Source organism: Sphingomonas phoenicis, assembly GCF_047238005.1.
Lineage (GTDB): Bacteria > Pseudomonadota > Alphaproteobacteria > Sphingomonadales > Sphingomonadaceae > Sphingomonas.
In genome coordinates, this window is record NZ_JBDFMC010000002.1 from 65981 (window position 1) to 82485 (window position 16505).

General features: G+C 68.7%; 17 protein-coding genes. 6 read left to right on the forward strand and 11 right to left on the reverse strand.

What is annotated here, in order from left to right; genetic code table 11:
* Positions 1-3 precede the first annotated feature (3 nt).
* Positions 4-1926 (forward strand): 1-deoxy-D-xylulose-5-phosphate synthase, encoded by a 1923-nt coding sequence (gene dxs, locus ABC319_RS01010; RefSeq protein ID WP_413068443.1) that lies wholly within the window; start codon positions 4-6, stop codon positions 1924-1926.
* A 57-nt stretch (positions 1927-1983) separates the two neighbouring features.
* On the opposite strand, the gene ABC319_RS01015 is transcribed toward dxs, so the two are convergent.
* Genes ABC319_RS01015 through gntA form a run of 3 tightly spaced genes read right to left on the reverse strand, consistent with a single transcriptional unit; the run spans position 1984 to position 4202 of the window.
* Complete coding sequence (locus ABC319_RS01015) at positions 1984-2862, reverse strand: SAM-dependent methyltransferase (protein ID WP_413068444.1); 879 nt, start codon at positions 2860-2862, stop codon at positions 1984-1986.
* Positions 2863-2913: 51 nt separating this feature from the next.
* Positions 2914-3519, reverse strand: a complete 606-nt coding sequence (locus ABC319_RS01020; protein WP_413068445.1) for a DUF1989 domain-containing protein — start codon at positions 3517-3519, stop codon at positions 2914-2916.
* The gene (gntA, locus tag ABC319_RS01025; protein WP_413068446.1) at positions 3516-4202 is read right to left on the reverse strand and encodes a guanitoxin biosynthesis heme-dependent pre-guanitoxin N-hydroxylase GntA; all 687 of its coding nucleotides are present in this window, start codon (positions 4200-4202) and stop codon (positions 3516-3518) included. Before gntA ends, ABC319_RS01020 begins: the two co-directional genes overlap by 4 nt.
* Before the next feature lie 84 nt (positions 4203-4286).
* On the opposite strand from gntA, the gene ABC319_RS01030 reads away from it, so the two are divergent.
* The 4 genes from ABC319_RS01030 (at position 4287) to ABC319_RS01045 (ending at position 8553) form a co-directional block, all read left to right on the forward strand.
* Entirely contained in the window at positions 4287-5015 is a 729-nt protein-coding gene (locus ABC319_RS01030) for a Crp/Fnr family transcriptional regulator (protein ID WP_413068447.1), read from the forward strand.
* Positions 5016-5034: 19 nt separating this feature from the next.
* Complete coding sequence (locus ABC319_RS01035; RefSeq protein WP_413068448.1) at positions 5035-5217, forward strand: hypothetical protein; 183 nt, start codon at positions 5035-5037, stop codon at positions 5215-5217.
* Positions 5218-5298: 81 nt separating this feature from the next.
* Positions 5299-7413, forward strand: a complete 2115-nt coding sequence (locus tag ABC319_RS01040; protein ID WP_413068449.1) for a M3 family metallopeptidase — start codon at positions 5299-5301, stop codon at positions 7411-7413.
* A gap of 111 nt (positions 7414-7524) precedes the next feature.
* Positions 7525-8553 (forward strand): LacI family DNA-binding transcriptional regulator, encoded by a 1029-nt coding sequence (locus tag ABC319_RS01045; RefSeq protein ID WP_413068450.1) that lies wholly within the window; start codon positions 7525-7527, stop codon positions 8551-8553.
* Positions 8554-8559: 6 nt separating this feature from the next.
* Here ABC319_RS01045 and ABC319_RS01050 read toward each other — a convergent pair whose 3' ends face one another.
* The 7 genes from ABC319_RS01050 to ABC319_RS01080 form a co-directional block, all read right to left on the reverse strand.
* Positions 8560-9864, reverse strand: a complete 1305-nt coding sequence (locus ABC319_RS01050) for an ATP-binding protein (RefSeq protein WP_413071580.1) — start codon at positions 9862-9864, stop codon at positions 8560-8562.
* A 38-nt stretch (positions 9865-9902) separates the two neighbouring features.
* Complete coding sequence (locus ABC319_RS01055; protein ID WP_413071581.1) at positions 9903-10622, reverse strand: response regulator; 720 nt, start codon at positions 10620-10622, stop codon at positions 9903-9905.
* A gap of 65 nt (positions 10623-10687) precedes the next feature.
* Entirely contained in the window at positions 10688-11122 is a 435-nt protein-coding gene (locus tag ABC319_RS01060; RefSeq protein ID WP_413068451.1) for an EF-hand domain-containing protein, read from the reverse strand.
* 124 nt (positions 11123-11246) lie between these two features.
* Positions 11247-12023 (reverse strand): thioesterase family protein, encoded by a 777-nt coding sequence (locus ABC319_RS01065; protein ID WP_413068452.1) that lies wholly within the window; start codon positions 12021-12023, stop codon positions 11247-11249.
* Positions 12020-12715: a glutathione binding-like protein gene (locus tag ABC319_RS01070; protein ID WP_413068453.1), complete on the reverse strand. Its 696-nt coding sequence runs from the start codon at positions 12713-12715 to the stop codon at positions 12020-12022. The genes ABC319_RS01065 and ABC319_RS01070 overlap by 4 nt, the downstream gene beginning before the upstream one ends.
* Positions 12712-13935 (reverse strand): MFS transporter, encoded by a 1224-nt coding sequence (locus ABC319_RS01075; protein WP_413068454.1) that lies wholly within the window; start codon positions 13933-13935, stop codon positions 12712-12714. The genes ABC319_RS01070 and ABC319_RS01075 overlap by 4 nt, the downstream gene beginning before the upstream one ends.
* Positions 13936-14001: 66 nt before the next feature.
* Positions 14002-14790: a tryptophan 2,3-dioxygenase gene (locus ABC319_RS01080; protein WP_413068455.1), complete on the reverse strand. Its 789-nt coding sequence runs from the start codon at positions 14788-14790 to the stop codon at positions 14002-14004.
* 68 nt (positions 14791-14858) lie between these two features.
* Here ABC319_RS01080 and ABC319_RS01085 point away from each other — a divergent pair, with 68 nt between their 5' ends.
* Entirely contained in the window at positions 14859-15233 is a 375-nt protein-coding gene (locus ABC319_RS01085) for a VOC family protein (RefSeq protein WP_413068456.1), read from the forward strand.
* Here the strand turns inward: ABC319_RS01085 and ABC319_RS01090 are convergent.
* Positions 15214-16449 (reverse strand): TetR/AcrR family transcriptional regulator, encoded by a 1236-nt coding sequence (locus ABC319_RS01090; RefSeq protein ID WP_413068457.1) that lies wholly within the window; start codon positions 16447-16449, stop codon positions 15214-15216. The two genes, ABC319_RS01085 and ABC319_RS01090, sit on opposite strands and share 20 nt — an antisense overlap.
* Positions 16450-16505 lie beyond the last annotated feature (56 nt).

A 16505-nucleotide genomic window follows, 5' to 3' on the forward strand; every position in this document is an offset into this window, starting at 1 on the left:
GCGATGGTTGACCTACCCGTAACGCCGCTGCTGGATACCGTACGCACGCCCGAAGAGCTGCGCTCGCTGAAGCCGGAACAGCTTCGCCAACTGGCCGACGAACTGCGTGCCGAGACGATTTCCGCGGTCGGATCGACCGGCGGGCATCTGGGATCGGGGCTCGGCGTGGTCGAGCTGACGACCGCCATCCATTATGTCTTCGATACGCCGCGCGACCGGCTGGTCTGGGACGTCGGCCACCAATGCTATCCGCACAAGATCCTGACCGGCCGGCGCGACCGCATCCGCACGCTGCGGCAGGGCGGCGGCCTGTCGGGCTTCACCAAGCGCAGCGAGAGCGAGTACGACCCGTTCGGCGCGGCGCACTCCTCGACATCGATCTCCGCCGCGCTGGGCTTTGCCGTGGCCAACAAGCTGGCCGGCACGCCGGGCAAGGGCATCGCGGTGATCGGCGACGGCGCGATGTCGGCCGGCATGGCGTACGAGGCGATGAACAATGCCGAGCAGGCGGGAAACCGGCTTGTCGTCATCCTGAACGACAACGACATGTCGATCGCACCGCCGGTCGGCGGGCTATCGGCCTATCTGTCGCGCATCGTGACCAGTCGCGAGTTCCTGGGGCTGCGCGAACTGATGAAGAAGTTCGCGCGCAAGCTGCCGCGCCCGTTCCACACCGCGGCGCGCAAGACCGACGAGTTCGCCCGCGGCATGACGATGGGCGGCACGTTGTTCGAGGAGCTGGGCTTCTATTATGTCGGGCCGATCGACGGACATAATCTCGACCATCTGATTCCGGTGCTGGAAAACGTCCGCGATGCCGAGGAGGGCCCGATCCTGGTCCATGTCGTCACCAAGAAGGGCAAGGGCTATGCCCCGGCCGAGGCGGCGGCGGACAAGTATCACGGCGTCCAGAAGTTCGACGTCATCACCGGCACCCAGGCCAAGGCGCCGCCGGGACCCCCGCAGTACCAGAACGTGTTCGGCGAGCAGCTGGTGAAGGAAGCGGAGCGCGATCCGATGATCTGCGCGATCACCGCGGCGATGCCGTCCGGCACCGGGCTCGACCGGTTCGCGCAGGTCCATCCCGACCGCTTCTTCGATGTCGGCATCGCCGAACAGCACGGCGTGACCTTCGCCGCCGGACTGGCGGCGCAAGGGATGCGGCCGTTCTGCGCGATCTACTCGACCTTCCTCCAGCGCGCCTATGACCAGGTGGTCCACGACGTTGCGATCCAGAACCTGCCGGTGCGATTTGCGATCGACCGGGCCGGGCTGGTCGGTGCCGACGGCGCCACCCATGCCGGCTCGTTCGACGTCACCTATCTGGCGACGCTGCCGAACTTCGTCGTGATGGCCGCCGCCGACGAGGCGGAGCTGGTCCATATGACCCATACCGCCGCCTGCCACGACAGCGGGCCGATCGCGGTCCGCTACCCGCGTGGCAACGGCGTCGGCATCGAGCTGCCCGCCACGCCCGAGCGGCTGGCGATCGGCAAGGGCCGGATCGTCCGCGAAGGCAAGACGGTGGCGATCCTGTCCCTCGGCACCCGACTGGCAGAGGCGTTGAAGGCGGCGGATCAGCTGGAGGCGAAGGGCCTGTCGACGACGGTGGCGGACCTGCGTTTCGCCAAGCCGCTGGACGAGGAGATGATCCGCCGGCTGCTCGCGACGCACGAGGTCGCGGTGACGATCGAGGAAGGCGCGGTCGGCGGCTTCGGCGCCCATGTGCTGACGCTCGCGTCGGATGCGGGGCTGATCGACGGCGGATTGAAGCTGCGCACGATGCGCCTGCCGGACACGTTCCAGGATCAGGACAAGCCCGATGCGCAATATGCCGCGGCCGGGCTGGACGCAGAGCATATCGTCGACACGGTGCTGACGGCGCTCCGCCACAATTCCAGCGGGGTCAACGAGGCGCGGGCGTGACCGGAACGACGAAGGCGATCGCGATCATCCTGCTTGCGATCGTCACGCTCGTCTGCCTCAACGTCGCCCTCTACCGTCGCTTCCGGGCGACCGTGGCAGAGGGGCATCGGCGCCGGACGGTGGATGAACCGTCTGCCGATGTGCCAGCCAGCCCGATCCCCTGATCGTGTTGCCGGCGACGATGCCGGCGTAGCGGCGGGCGCCCGCGGTAAAGCGGATGCGGTCGCCTTCCAGATGCACGTCGGCCAGCGCCGCCGCCACGCCGCCGCTGGTCATGAAGCCGGCGACATCCTGGAAACGCTGATGCAGCGACAGGCGGGCACCGTCAGCCAGCAGCCACTGGCCGTCGACGGCGGCGGGAACCCGCCACAGGTACAGGTGCGAACCGCCGACCCGGGCCGTCGCGTCGGGCGGCCAGTCGCCCATGTCGAACGCATGGCTGACGATGCGGCTGCCGGGTGCCAGCGTCCGCAACAGGTGCGGGCGTAACCGCAGGTTGACGCGCGGCAGCAGGAACAACGTCACCACCGAATAGCCGTGGAGCGGTGTCGCGAACAGGTCCTGCGCCACGAAGCGGACGCGGGCCGACACCCCCGCCCGTGCGGCGGCGGTCGTCGCCTCGCCGATCAGCACCGGGTCGATGTCGACGCCGGTCCCCGATGCGCCGCGACGTGCGGCGGCGATCAGGATGCGGCCATCGCCGGTACCCAGATCGAGCACCCGGTCATCCGGCCCAACCCCGGCCAGGTCCAGCATGCGCGCCACTACCTCTGGCCGGGTGCCGAGATACGGCACGTCGAGGTCTGGGCCATGGCCGGTCAGCGACGCCCACGAACACCGCGCCACGCCGGGCGACAGGCACCGGGCGCCGACCGCCACGCTGCCGCTGGCAAGCAGCGTCAGGGCCAGTGCGGCGATGTTCGGACGGCGTGGCATGACCCGGACCAGTTACCGCGCCATACGCGGCGCCGCCAGCGTCGCGGCCGGCTATGCCGGTACGGCGTCGTCGATGCGGTACTGGATGGGCTTGAACGAGCCGCCGTTGGATTGCAGCGCGGAGCACGCCGTCAGCGCGACGACGAGATCCATCTCCGCCCTGAAGGTGATGTGGTCGCCGGCGCGGCTGAGGGGTGGCTCGACGGTGAAGGCACCGGTCGCCCCGTCGACAGGGACGTTCATGAAACAGTTGAACGCGGTCGGGATCCGGTCCGCCTCGATCCCCCACGGTGCCAGCGCTGCGAGCAGGTTGCCGAAGCAGCCGCGATGCGGATCGGTGTCGCCGTAGATGATCCGGAACGTGTCCTTCGAACACGGAGTCAGCAGGAAATCGTGTCGGCCGACCGTATCCTCGACGATCGTCAGCATCACGTTCGACCGATTCGAGTAGAGCGGGTCGCCCGTCGTCAGGTAGATGCGGCTGGCATAATCCAGCGTCCGCCCGGACGAAATGACCTCGTCCACATCGTCCGCCGAAAACGCGAGCAGGTCGGATACCTGCTGCCCCTCGGGATCTATGACGGTCAGTCGCTGGCCGCGGCGCAACGTGAAGGCGGCGCCGGAGCGGGGCGGGATGGTCTGCACGGCGTCGCTCACCCGGCGGCACCGCCGCGACGGAACGGGCACTTCCAGTCGTCGTCGACGGCGCGCCCGCTATACTGCCGTGCCTCGCTCGTCTCGCCGTGGCGGGCGAGCATCGGGTTGGGCGATCCCGCCAGCGCCTCGTCGCGGGCCAGAATCGACGCGCGCAGCTTCTCGTACCGCTGCTGCTCGCGCAGTACCTGGAACTGGTCGTGCAGGTTGAACACCATCGCCGGCGTCTCGAACCGCCGGGCGGGCCGGCTGGCGTGCGGATGCAGCCCCACCACGAAGAATGCCTCGCCGGCGAAACTCAGCGAGAAATGCGGATCCTCTGGATCGGACGACACCGTCGGATCCGGGCGATAGCCCAGCCACTCGTCCTTGTCCGACAGGGACTGGGCACGCGCCCACAGATGCCGTTCGAACTCCGCCTCCGTCAGATCGTCCGGTCCCTCGAACAGGACGACCAGGGTGCGGAACAGCGCGCGGTCCGCCCGGTACTTGGCCACGGTCGACGCGAGCGCGGGCGTGATCCGCATGTCGTCCCACCCCGACCGGACGTCGCGCGCGACGAGAATGTCCATCTGTCCCTTGCCCAGCGCGGACTTGGCACCGACGCAGGGGAATGCCGGCGCCTCGACCGACTTGACGAAGCGAACGGCGAGAGGGCTATCGTTCTGGAACGTGATATGGTGCATAGGCACAGCGGAACACCCGGTTCCCGCTCCTTGTTGCGTCGTTCAACATGGATCAAGTCGATTTCCGGAAGGTCGGAGGAGCTTATGTCGAAATTCGGCCATGTCACCCGGCTGTTTCTGTTGAATTGGACCAGTGGACGCCTGAAGGACGAGGATCGGGCGGTTCTGGACGAGAGTTGCGACCAGGTGCGCGACCTGCCGGGCCGTCACATCCTCGTTCGCGCGGGCGAGCCGGTACACACCAGCACGCTGCTGCTGGAAGGGTTCATCTGCCGCTACATGGACGACCATGCCGGCGCGCGGCAGTTGGTGGCGATCCATGTGCCGGGCGATTTCGTCGACCTGCACGGCTTTCCGCTGAAGCATCTGGAGCACGACGTGGCGGCGATGGGCCCGGTAAAGATTGCCGGCTGGTCGCACGAGACGCTGGTGCGCGTGACCGGGACGCGCCCTCATCTGACGCGGATGCTGTGGTACGCCACCCTGCTCGACGCGGCGATCCACCGCGAGTGGATATTCCGCCTCGGCCGGCTGGGTGCCGAGGGGCGGCTGGCACATCTGATCTGCGAACTGCACGCTCGCCTGTCCGCCGTCGGGCTGGTCAGGGACGATCGCTTCGCCTTGCCGCTGAAGCAGGCCGATCTGGCAGAGGCGTGCGGGCTGACCAACGTTCATGTCAATCGCGTGCTGCGATCGATCCGGGAGCAGGACATCATGACGATCCGCGGCGGCGAGGTGACGGTTCACGACCTCACCCGGCTGCGGGCGATCGCGCAGTTCGATCCGTCGTACCTATATCTGGATGCGGAATGACCACGGTCTGGAGAGTGGAATGACGATCATGCAACCGGAGAACAACGCGGGTGTCGCCTCTGTCGAGGACGGCTTCGTGTTGCTCGACGGACCCGACGGCGTCGCCTTGTCGATGACGCCCGATGCCGCCGAGGAGACCGGTCGCCGGCTGATCGAGGCGGCAGCGGAGGCGCGGCGACAGCTCGGAGCCGCGTCGGATTGACGGCGATGGGGCAGGAGAGTTTACGCTTCTCGGTGAAGGGGTTATGCTCGTGAAAACCCGGATGATCGGAGAATTTCTGCCTTGCGAATCCTGTTTCTCGCTGCCGCTGGCCTGGTCCCGATGCTGACCGTTCCCGCGCCCGCGCAAACGCCTGCCACCGCGCCCGCCGCGAACCCGCTGACCGCGGAGTGGAGCGGCCCCTATGGCGGGGTGCCGCCCTGGGACAAGGTTCGTCCCGAACTCTTCCCGGCGGCGTTCGAGGCCGGGCTGGCGGAGCGCCGCGCCGATTTCCGCAAGATCGCCGACAATCCTGCCGCGCCGACCTTCGACAACACGTTCGTGCCCATGCAGCTGGCCGGCCGCATGCTGGGCCGGGTCAACACGCTGTTCGGGGTCATGACCGGCAACATGAACTCGCCCGCCTATCAGGCGCTCGATCGCGAGTGGTCGCCCAGGCTGTCCGCGGCGCAGGACGAGATCACCTTCGATCCCAAGCTGTTCGCCCGGATCGAGACGGTGTACCGCAATCGCGCCTCGCTCAATCCGCAGCAGCAGCGGCTGGTGACCCGCACCTATGACAGCTTCGTGCGTCAGGGCGCCAGGCTTACGGCTGCGCAGAAGACCCAATTGTCGCAGTACAATCAGGCGCTGGCAACGGCGTTCACCGAATTCTCGCGCAAGCTGCTCGCCGACGAGAGCACCGCGATCGTCGTCACCGACGAGGCGCAGCTGGCGGGTGTTCCCGACAGCGTGAAGGCGGTCGCCAGGGCGGCGGCGGCGGAGCGGCAGCAGACCGGGTGGGCGATCGTCAACACCCGCTCCGCGGTCGATCCCGTCCTCACCTTCGCCACCGATCGCGCCCTTCGCGAGAAGGTGTGGCGCGCCTTCGTCAACCGCGGCGACAATGGCGGAGAGACCGACACGAACGCGACGATCGCCGCGATCGTGAAGCTGCGTGCCGACCGGGCCCATCTGCTCGGGTTCAAGACGCATGCCGACTGGCGGATGCAGGACACCATGGCCAAGACCCCGGCCGCGGCGATGGACCTGATGATGCGCGTCTGGCCCGCGGCGAAGGGGCGTGTCGCCGAAGAGGTCCGCGACATGCAGGCGATCGCCGACAAGCAGCCGGGCGTGAAAATCACGATCGAGCCGTGGGACTACCGCTTCTATCAGGAGAAGGTGCGCAAGGCGCGCTACGACCTCGATCAGGCGCAGCTGAAGCCCTATTTCGAGCTGAACAACATCATCCAGGGCTCGCTCTACGCGGCCAACCGTCTGTACGGGCTGGAGTTCAAGGAGATCACCGGCACGGTGCCGGTGTTCGAGCCGAACATGCGCGTGTGGCACGTCACCCGCGCGGGCAAGGAAGTCGGCCTGTTCTACCGCGACGATTTCGCGCGGACGGGCAAGCGGTCCGGGGCATGGGCCAACACCTATCGCGGGCAGCGCAACCTGCCGCCGGTGCAGACCGTGCTGTCGTCGAACAACAACAATTTCGCCCGGCCCGCTCCCGGTGAGCCGGTGCTGATCAGCCTGGACGACGCGCAGACTCTGTTCCACGAATTCGGGCACGCGATCCATGCGATGCTGCAGAACGTCTATTATCCCGGCCTTGCCGGCACGCCGCGCGATTTCGTGGAATATCCCAGCCAGGTGAACGAGCACTGGCTGCTGACCCGCGACGTGCTCGACAAATACGCCCGCCACTATCAGACCAAGGCGGCAATGCCGCAGGCGCTGCTCGACAAGATCGAGGCGTCGAAGACCTTCAACCAGGGCTTCGCGACCACCGAGTATCTCTCGTCGGCCATCGTCGACATGAAGCTGCACACGATCGCCGACGGCGTGGTCGATCCGGACGCGTTCGAAAAGGCGACGCTGGCCCAGATCGGCATGCCGCGCCAGTTGGTGATGCGTCACCGCCTGCCGCAGTTCAATCACCTGTTCTCGTCGGACAGCTACTCTGCCGGCTATTACAGCTATCTCTGGTCGGAGACGATGGACGCGGATACCTTCGCCGCGTTCGAGGAGGCGGGCAGCCCGTGGGACAAGGCGACGGCGGATCGCTTCGCCCGGGTGCTGCTGTCCACCGGCAACGAAACCGACCGGGCAGAGGCGTACCGCGCCTTTCGCGGGCGCGATCCGGACGTGAACGCCCTGCTGAAGAAGCGGGGGTTCGCCCCGGCGAAGTAAGGTCCGCTGGCGGGCGGCGATGCCGTCCGCCCGTTGACGGGCGCGGCGATATCGGCTGTGGTCTTCGCCACCGGCCGCCCCAGAGCGGCGGCGAAGAGGAACGCCCATCCCGTGACCGGCCAGCGTAGAGCGACATCGTTCGATATCGCCCAACTGGCCGGCGTGTCGCAACCGACCGTATCGCGCGCGCTGCGCGGCAGCCCCACGGTCAGTGCCGCGACGCGGCAGCGGATCGAGGCGATCGCGCGCGAACTCCACTACACCGTCGACCGGGCGGCCTCGAACCTGCGCTCCGGCCGGTCGCAGACGATCGCGCTGCTGCTGTTCCGCGATCCGACGCCCGACGAGACGCTGATCAACCCCTTCTTCCTCGCAATGCTGGGTTCGATGATGGCGACGTGCGGCGCGGCGGGGTACGACCTGCTCGTCTCGTTCCAGCAGCCCTCCAGCGAGTGGGACGATGACTATGCCGACCACTCGCGCGCCGACGGGCTGATCCTGCTCGGTTACGGCGACTATGCGGAGTATCGCCCCCGGCTGGAGGCGATGGCTCGGCAGGGAACGCATTTCGTCTGCTGGGGACAGGTGCAGCCGAGCCAGCCGGGCGTCACGATCGGCTGCGACAATGTCGCGGGCGGGCGGTCGGCGACCGAATTGCTGTTGTCGCGCGGACGGCGGCGCATCGCGTTTCTGGGCCAATCCGGCGACAGCTATCCCGAATTCCGCGACCGGTGCGTCGGGTATCGGAACGCACTGGCAGCGGCGGGCATGACCGTCGATCCGGCGCTGCAGGTCGACGCCATCTCTACGACCGAGGACGGCATTCGCGCCACCCGCGAACTGCTGGCTCGCGCGGCCCCGTTCGACGCCATCGTCGCGGCGAGCGACCTTATCGCGCTGGCGGCGATGCGGGTGCTGGCGGAGGAGCGGATCGCGGTTCCCGATGCGGTTGCCATCGTCGGCTTCGACGACATTCCCGCCGCGGCGCTGGCCAATCCGCCGCTCACCACCGTCACGCAGGATGCGGCCATCGCCGGTCGCAAGCTGGTCGAGGTGCTGCTGGCGCAGATCCGCGGTGAACCGGTCGAGCCGCTGATCCTGCCGACCCGCCTGATCGTCCGCCAGTCGTCGGAAGGATAGGGCCGCTCAGCGCGGCAGGGTGATCGTCGCGTTCAGGCCGCCTTCGTGCCGGTTGGTGAGGGTGATGTCGCCACCCGCCTCGCGCACGATCGCGCGGGCGAGCGCCAGGCCCAGGCCGATGCCGCCGGTGTCGCGATTGCGGGATGTTTCCAGCCGCGTAAACGGGTCGAACACGTCCCCCAGCCGGTCCGGCGGGATGCCCGGGCCGTGATCCGCCACCATGATCGCGACGGCGTGTGGATGGGTGACGATCCCCACCTCCGCCCGCTCGCCATATTTCACCGCATTCTCGATCAGGTTCCGCACCGCACGGCGGATCAGCGCGGGGCGCAGCCGCATGCGCAGCCGCCCCGTCTCGGCAAAGGTTACGGGCGCGTCCAGATCGCGGAAGTCCTCGACCACCGCATCGACCAGCGCGGACAGGTCGACCTCGGTCAACGGCTCGCTCGGGCGCCCCAGCCGGGCGAGCGACAGGATGTCGTCCAGCGTGCGGTTCATCTCCGCGATCGTTTCCGTCATCCGGGTGCGGTCGGTATCGTCCTCAACCGATTCGACGCGGACGCGCAGCGCGGCCAGCGGGGTGCGCAGGTCGTGGCCGATCGCGCCCAGCATCCGGTCCTTCTCGTCCAGCATCGCCGCCACCCGCAGACGCAGCGCATTGAACGCCGCGATCAGCGCCGCGACATCGTCCGGCCCGCTTTCCGCCAGCGGCTCCGCCGCCTCGCCGGGGCCGAAGCGCTCCGCCGCCAGTCGAAGGTCGCGCAAGGGTCGGGACAGGCGACGGACGATCCACAGGACCGGCAGCAGCACGATCACGTACAGGATCATCGTCTGGCCCAGCAGCGCCCACAGCAGTCGCGGGCCGGGCTGCGGCCACGGCACCACGATCGTCAGCCAGCCGCGGCCCGGCTGCTCGACCGCGATCACCAGTTCGTCGACCGATCGTTCGCCCTGCCGGCGCCCGGCACGCCGCCCGGCATCGTCCCCCTCGTCCGAGTGGGTCCGCAGGCCCGTGTCGATCCGTCCCACGCGCAACCCCTGGTCGGCCAACTGGCGACGCAGCTCGCTCTCGACTTCGGGATGCCGCTCCATGGTCCGTGGTGCGATGGGATCCAGCGGGACCCGGCGGATGCGTCCCCGATCGGCGGTGATCGCGCGCTCGCCCCGCGCTTCGCGCTCCAGCGCATCGGCCAGCCGCGTCGCCACCGGGCGCGTGGCCTGCGCCAGGCGGAACTCGGCCCTGTCCCGCAGGATCAGTGCGAAGTTGATCGCCTGCGCGACGAACAGCGCCAGCGCGATCAGCAGGGCCATCTGCCCGGCCAGGCTGCCCGGCCAGGGGCGGCGCAGCGTCACAGCCGGGTGACGCCAGCCGCCAGGGTATATCCTCCGCCCCACACGGTCTTGATGATCTCCGGGTTCTTGGGATCGGTCTCGATCTTGCGGCGCAGGCGGCTGACCTGATTGTCGATCGCCCGGTCGAACGCCGCCGCCTCGCGACCCTGGGTTAGGTCGAGCAGCTGGTCGCGGGTCAGCACCTGCCGCGGCCGGGTGACGAGCGCGAGCAGCAGGTTGTACTCGCCCGTCGACAGGGGCACCGACACGCCCTCCCGGTCGACCAGCGCCCGCTCGCCGGATTTTAGCACCCAGCCGGCAAAGGCGTAGGAGCCCGCTTCCGGCGCATGCTGGCGGCTGCCGCCGGCCTGGGTCCGCCGCAGCACCACCTTGACGCGCGTCGCCAGTTCGCGGGGAGAGAAGGGCTTCACGACATAATCGTCGGCGCCCATCTCCAGCCCGACGATCCGGTCGGTCTCCTCCGCCTTGGCGGTCAGCAAGATGACCGGCACGTCGCTGGTCGCGGCGATGTGGCGGCACAGGCTCAGCCCGTCCTCGCCCGGCATCATGATGTCGATGATCGCGAGATCGATCGCATAGGCCGCCAGGCGCGAGCGAGCACCCTCCGCATCGCCCGCCTGGGTGACGCGAAAGCCCTGCTTGGTCAGATAGACGGCGAGCGGCTCGCGGATCGAGCGCTCGTCATCGACCAGAAGGAGGTGGGGCAGGTCTCCCATCGGCTCGGGCTTTAGCATGGACGCCTCGGCGGAACAGCGGGGAAGCGCGTCCCCGGCAAATGGCGTCAGCGGGCGGGAGCCGATGGCGGAGGCGGCCCGTCGCCGCGGGGGCCGCGGCCCGCATGCCACTCGGTGGCATCCACCTTGCCGTCCCGGTTCGTGTCCAGCCGGTCGAACTGCTCACCCGCGCGCGCAAGGAAATCGGCACGCGTGGCGTCTTCCATCGGCGGGCGACCTTGCCGGCCGCGCGGTCCATGTCCCGTCATGTCGCCGGGACGCGCACCGGCCCGCGACATCGACGCCCGTCGCTCCTCACGGGTCAGCTTGCCGTCATGGTCAGCATCCATCCGGTCGAACCGCGCCATATACTCGGCGCGGCTGATCGCGCCGTCGCCGTCGGCATCGGCGCGCGTCGTCGCCGGCACTGGCGCGGGCGGCGGCGGGCTTGCGGTGCTGGTCTGCGCGAGGACGGCAGCAAGGATCAGGGTGAACGGCTCCATCGGGCGGTATCTCCGGTCGGCGGGGTCGATCCACGCACCGAACATGCGCCTTGTCGGGCAGGATCGTCGCGCGCCTGTGTCGACGGCCGGGAAATATGTCGCAAGGCGTGTCAGCCGGCCCCGCTCAGCCGAACAGGGCGACGCTCTGCATCTGCGCCGCGACGGGCTCGCCGGCCGCATTCCAGATCGCCATGCGCTGGCTCGATCCGCCGTCACGCGCATGATCGGTCGCCGCATCGAGCAGCCACCAACCGTCGTTGGTCGCCGCCGCCGGTGCCAGCAGGTCGATCTGCCACGTCAGCGAACTGATCGGGATCAGCGCGCTGGCCAGCTTGAGGGCGGCGGGCGGCAGGCAGTCGCCGATCGCCATCAACTCGACCTCGGGATCGAGCCCGTCGCGATCGTTCAGCCGGACCCAGCGCAGCCACCGGGCGGGGCCCGCCGCATCGCCACGATCGACGAACGAGAAATTGCCGGTGAAGGCCACCGCGGCGATGCCGCCGGTCACCGCATCGTCGGCACCCGGCGCCGGGACCGGCGCGGACGGGGAATGCGGATGGTCGATGTGCGAGGTCGCCTGCCGCATGAAGACGAAGGTCGCCGACAGGCCCAGCCCCGCCTCGCTCTCGATCGCCGCATGCACGAACGCGGCATTGCGCCCGCGGCGAAGCAGGCGCGCGCGCACGGAGACGGTTCCCGACAGCGGACCGACGAACGCCACCTGCGCCGATCGAAGCGGCGGCAGGTCCGGCGCGGTCTGCTTGGCGACGTGCAGCGCCAGCGCCGCCGACAGTCCGCCATAGCAGGTGCGGCCCTGCAGCCAGTTGTCCGGGATGGCGACGCTGGCGCTGCCGTCATCCTGCGGCGACAGCGCCGCGATCAGCGCGGGCAGGCCGGTCATCGCGGCGCGTCGCGCGTGCCGAACAGCACCCGCTTCGCCTCGTCCTCGTCGATCACGTTCGCATCGGTGATCGCCTGTCCCTTGCGATACGCCTCCACCGTGGCCGGCCGCACCGCGATGCGGTCGAACCAGCGCTTCAGGTCGGGGAAGTCGTCCAGCTTCTGCTGCTGGAGTTCGTGCGGCACGATCCACGGATAACACGCCATGTCGGCGATCGAGTACTCCCCGGCGATGAAGTCGCGTCCCGCCAGCCGCCGGTCGAGCACGCCGTACAGCCGCGCCGTTTCGCGGACATAGCGGTCGATGGCGTAGGGTATCTTCTCGGGCGCGTACCGGTTGAAATGGTGGTTCTGGCCCAGCATCGGGCCCAGCCCGCCCATCTGCCACATCAGCCACTCGGTCGCCTCCACCCGGCCGCGGGGATCCGTCGGCAGGAAGCGGCCGGTCTTTCCGGCCAGATAGAGGAGGATCGCGCCGCTCTCGAACACGCTGATCGGCGCGCCGCCGCCCTCGGGCTGATGGTCGACGATCGCCGGCATCCGGTTGTTGGGTGCGATCGCCAGGAAATCCGGCTGGAATTGCTCGCCCTTGGCGATGTTCACCGGGTGGATGCGATACGGCAGCCCGGCTTCCTCCAGGAAGAGGGTGATCTTGTGGCCGTTCGGGGTCGGCCAGTAATGAAGGTCGATCATGGCGTTGCTTCCGCTGGGAGGGAGGGGACGCGGCGCGCGGCGCCGAGGATCAGGACGCCGGCGGTCGCGACCAGTGCGCCGGCGACGAGGAAGGCGGCGCCCGGAAATCCCTTCCCGGTGCCGAACGCCAGCGACTGCGCGGCGAGGACCGGGCCGATGATCTCGGCGACGCTGTTGATGCTGGCCAGCCCGCCCTGCAGCGCGCCCTGCCGGCTGGCGTCGACCATCCGGCTGGCCAGGCCCGACAGCGCCGGATAGGCGAACGCGCCCAGCGATCCGACCAGGAAAATGGCATAGACTTGCCAGCCGGCGGTCGCGAACGCGCAGGCGATCAGGCACGCGGCGCCGGCGAACAGCGCGATCGCCGCCGCCCCGACCTCACCGAAACGGCGCACGACCCGGTCGGTCAGCCCGACCTGCGCGATCACCGTCAACAGCCCGACCCACGCCAGCGACCAGCCGATCTGCCCCGGCGTCCAGTCGAACCGGATCGTCGCCCAGAACGACCAGGTCGCCGGATAGACCATGCTGCCCAGCTGCCACAGGAACCACGCGACCAGCAGGGGCAGGGCGTTGCCCGCGGCGAACAGCGGCCTGAACGATCCGACGACATGCGCCTCGCGCCAGCGGAATGGGCGGCGGTGGTCGTCGTCGAGCGTCTCCGGCAACAGGACGATCATGGCGACCGCGTTGGCGGCGGCCAGCACGGCCGCGACGACGAACGGCGCGTGGATACCGAACCCGGCCGCGATGCCGCCCATCGCCGGGCCGATGATGAACCCGATCCCGAACGACGCACCCAGCAGGCCGAACGCGGCGGCCCGCCGGTCTGGCGGGCTGACGTCGGCGATCACTGCCCCCGCCGGGCCATAGGTCGCCCCCGCGATCCCGGCGACGATGCGACCGACGAACAGCCATGCCAGCGTCGGTGCGAACGCCATCAAGGCATAGTCGAGCGCGAACGCCACCATCGACGCGATCAGGACCGGTCGCCGGCCGAACCGGTCGCCCAGCTGCCCCAGTACCGGCCCGGCGAAGAACTGCGCAACCGCGAACGCGGCGAGCAGCCAGCCGCCGATCCGCGTCGCCTCTTCCAGGCTCGCATGCCCCAGCCGGGTGATGAGGGCGGGCAGCACCGGCATGACGATGCCGAACCCGATCGCGTCGATCGTCACCGCGACCAGCACGATGGGTATGGCACGGTGATCGAAGCGCGGCATCGAGTGCGTCTTAGTGAACGCGGCCGCCGATGTCGCCTGCCCAGGTCGCGGAAAGCGAGGCAGCTGCTACAGCCGCGTCCGCATCGACGACAGCTCGGGAAAGAAGCCGCTCTCCAGCACTTTCGCCAGATATCCCACTCCGGCGGTGCCACCCGTCCCGGTCTTGAAGCCGATCACCCGCTCGACCGTCTTCAGATGTCCGAATTGCCACAGCTGGACCCGGTAGTCGAGGTCGACCAGCTTCTCGGCCAGCTCGTACAGGTCCCAGTACCGCGCCGTATCGGCATAGATCGCCGTCCACGCGGCCTCCACTGCCGGATGCGCGGCATAGCCTTGCGTGAAGTCGCGTTCGACATGTTCGTCGGGGATCGCGAAGCCGCGCCGGACGAGCAGGCGCAGCACCTCGTCGTACAGGCCGGGCGCCGCCAGGTCGGCCAGCAGCGTCGCATGGACCGCCGGCTCGCCCTCGTGCGGGCGCAGCATCGCGGCGTTCTTGTTGCCCAGCAGGAACTCGATGCGGCGATACTGGTCCGACTGGAAACCGGAACTGGTGCCCAGCCGCCCGCGCATCGCGGCATAGTCGGCGGGCGTCATCGTCGCCAGCACCTCCCACGACTGGATCAGCTGCGCCATCACACGCGCCACTCGCGCCATCATCTTGAATGCCGGCGGCAGGTCGTCGGCGGCGATCCGCGTCCGTGCCGCGAACAGCTCGTGCAGGGACAGCTTCAGCCAGATCTCCGAGGCCTGGTGGATCGAGATGAACAGCAGTTCGTCATGCGCGTCCGACAGCGGCGTCTGGCAGTCGAGCAGCTCGGGCAGGCGCAGATAGCTGCGATAGGTGATGGTCGTCATGCCGCCCCTGATAGCCGCGAAGCCATGTCGCGGTCATGTGCGTTCGTGCCCTGGCAAGGGAGGTTGGCATGATCCATCACGTTTCGGTCGGCACCGACGATCTCAATCGATCGATCCGCTTCTACGACGCTGTGCTGCCCGGCCTCGGTCTGCGGCGCATCCTCGACGATACGGGGGAGGGGATGCATTACGGCACCGGCCATATCGAGTTCAGCACCATCCGCACCGATGCACCGGCCACCGCCGGCAACGGCGTGCACATCGCCTTCGATGTCGAGCGCCGCGCGATGGTCGACGCCTTCCACCGCGATGCGCTGGCGAACGGCGGCAGCGATGCCGGCGCGCCCGGCCTGCGCCCGCATTACGACGCGAACTACTATGCCGCCTTCGTGCGCGATCCCGATGGCAACAAGATCGAGGCGCTCACCTATTCCGCGGCATAGCGGCACGATCGTCGAACATCCCGAACAGCAATGTCGACGCATACATCGCCACCGCCCGCTCCCGGTCCATGGTCGACGCCCATTTGCGCATGTCGAACGCAGCGTTCTGGAGCGAGGTCAGCGCCTGCGCGGCGATCAGCGCGTCGACCGGCCGGCATGATCCCTCGGCCACGCCGTCCATGATCGTGCCGGCATAGCGGCGCGCGATGCGGTTGGATCGATCGACCATCGCCTCGCGCTCGCCGGCCGGCAGGCCGCTCAGCGCCGTGGTGCGCAACAGCGGTGCCGCCTCGGCGAACTGCACCTCCAGCAGCGTGGCGATCGTGCTCGACAGGCGGTGCCAGTGGCTGCCGCCACCCCTGTCGGCCAGTTCCTGCGCCGCGGAGATCGTGTCGAAGCTGCGGCGGTAACAAGCGAGTACCAGTTCGTCCTTGGCATCCAGATGGTGATAGAAACTGCCCTTGGTCACGTTAAGCTCGGACGCGATCCGCTGGACCGATGCGCCGCGATATCCGAGCGAGTTGATGAGCCGCGTCGCCGCCAGCAGGAAGGCGGCACGCCCCGGCTCCGCCTCGTCATGCGTCAGGTCCAGCAGTTCGGGCGACCATTCCACCTTCGGACCGGCGATGCCGTTGGCGAAGACGTCGATCAGCCGCGCCTCGACCCGGTCGTACTGGTCGAGGTCGTAGCGTGCGATCCACACCGTCAGCCAGAACGTGTTTTCCAGCAGCACATGGGCCCGGGCGCTGTTCAGGTCCTTCTGCGCGCGGCTGGCCGGGTCGCCCCACAGCGCGCGCGTCGTGCGGAACACCCGTTGCCAGCCCGCCATCAACCGGCTCCTGATCGGGTCCTCGGTCGCGCGCAGATCGGACAGGACGGCGAAGTCGCTCTCCTCGCCCGCCGCGATCCGGCCCAGCCGCGCCATGTTCAGCGACAGGTATCGCGCCACCCGGCGCTGCGGCGTGGGTTCGACCAGCGCCTCTTCCAGCATCGCCGTCAGCCGGTCGAGCGTGTTCTCGAACGCCGCCGCGGCCAGTTCCTCCTTGCGCCGGAAGTAATAGGTGACGCTGGTCGTGTTCAGTCCGACCCGGCGGGCGACGTCGGCAAAGGTCATGCCCTTGGCGGATTGCTCGTTGATCGCACCGGCGGCGGCGGCCAGGATGGCGTCCCGCTTCGCCCGGAAACGCCGCGTCCCTGCCGGTACCTCCCCCGTCATCCCGTCTTCTTCGGCTTCCATCCCGACGATGTACCAGCTTCTTTTTGAAGGTACAG